This is a genomic window from Microbulbifer discodermiae, assembly GCF_040742695.1.
Taxonomy (GTDB): domain Bacteria; phylum Pseudomonadota; class Gammaproteobacteria; order Pseudomonadales; family Cellvibrionaceae; genus Microbulbifer.
The window spans coordinates 1-1562 of the sequence record NZ_JBFLAB010000143.1; the positions used below are offsets into that span (position 1 = coordinate 1).

The 1562-nt window shown below is 41.6% G+C and carries 1 protein-coding gene; it reads left to right on the top strand.

The features are described 5' to 3' along the window. The first annotated feature begins 181 nt into the window (after nt 1–181). Nucleotides 182–493, top strand: coding sequence for a hypothetical protein (locus tag AB1S50_RS19430; protein ID WP_367152923.1), 312 nt, complete (start codon nt 182–184; stop codon nt 491–493). The last annotated feature ends 1069 nt before the right edge of the window (nt 494–1562 follow it).

Genomic DNA, 1562 nt, shown 5'->3' on the forward strand with positions numbered 1-1562 from the left:
CGAAATGAAGTAGAGCGTCTGTTTCGCCGCTTGAAAGGTTTCCGAAGAATATTTAGTCGATTTGATAAGTTGGATGTCGTTTTTAAGTTCTTCATCAACTTTTCATTGATCGCTGACCGGCTAATTAGTGTTAACAGGCCCTAACACTTTTCTCTCTGGTCAAGATTAGTGGGTTTTATAAATGGGCGCATATTGTAAAACGTGTAAGAAATATAAAATTCCGCCAATGGCTGCACTAGCTAGTCTGACTGGTGATGGTGCTAGATGTTTAAGTTGTGGTACGAATTATCTGATTGCAGGATTTTCAAAATTGCTTTATCTGACTTTGGAAGGTGCGGCAGTTCTATTATCGGTATATGTATCTTTTTATTTTTTAACAGTAACTCCATTGGCGGTTTGTATTATTTTGGTTTTATTGATACGGTTATTTTTTGCTCCCCTCATCGCAAAACCAACACCTAAGAAGTTCTTTGGGAAACGCAGTAAAACTTGATATTCCTAGAAAATTGGCAAGCTTACTTGCAGGGGATTCTTTTAGATGGGTAGCAATGTTGTTAGCTCTTACAATGCCTATAGAGTCTTGCAATCGCAGTCGATAATCTTCTTTCCCGAGAATGAAAATTATCAAAGCCATGGCAGAGTAATCTGCTGGGGTTTATTTTCAGCATGCTTATAGGGAGGATTGGCTTGGGAGTTGGAATATCTTATTACACATCGCCTTATGGAGCTGGCTTGGCAATTATGGGGTTAAGTGGTGGGGCATTGCGGGCCTCACAAACCTACGGTTCTGGAGTGCAGTTGAATCAGTTGATCGAAGGTGCGCTTATAGGTGAGGGCCCATAAATGAATATTGTTGACTCTCGATGCGGTAACTGTGATTCAAGTCTAGGAGCAAAGGCTGTTCTAGTGAGAGCAGGCTTTGAGTGTCAGTGCAGGGGTTGTCAAGCTTATTGTCAAACTCCGCACAAATTTTCTTATCTATATTTATGCCTTTGTGTGGCTGCTTTTCCATTTATTTTTATGTTTTGGATTTCTAAGGTATCAGTAAACCTGCCATTATTTGTATTAAGTTTGAGTGGGGGTTGGTTGCTAATCTACTTTGTGGAGTTTTTTCTACTTTCCCCTGTTTGTGCAACAGCGGAAGAGTATACGGCTTCCAAGAAAGCAAAAAATTACAAAATTTTAGGGTTCCCTCTTCTGTTTTTTATCGTTTGGCTTATCGTGAGTTAGATTGCTAGCTTGGTGGCACTAAGCCTTATAGCTTAGTAAGCAAAACCACCAAAGCCCCGGTAGAGTAATCTGCCGGGTCTTTGTCTTTAAGACACTTATCCAGCAGTCAATACCAAACACCGCTTCATCCCCCTGACTGGCGACTTGACCTCAAAACTCGCTTGGTGGGAGGACCAAATAATGGGTTTATTGTAAGCGTCCGGCAAACTCATCTACCAAGCCAAATTCTGCGCTGTAATTTAGGTGTCCACCTATCAACAAGTGGACACCTAATATGAGTGAAATTATCCCTGCTAAGAAACCCGTGAAGCGTCGCCGGCATTCCCCGGAGC

What these genes read in the sequence shown, in the direction of transcription:
- AB1S50_RS19430 (WP_367152923.1), top strand. Translation starts at nt 182, where the DNA reads ATGGGCGCATATTGTAAAACGTGTAAGAAATATAAAATTCCGCCAATG.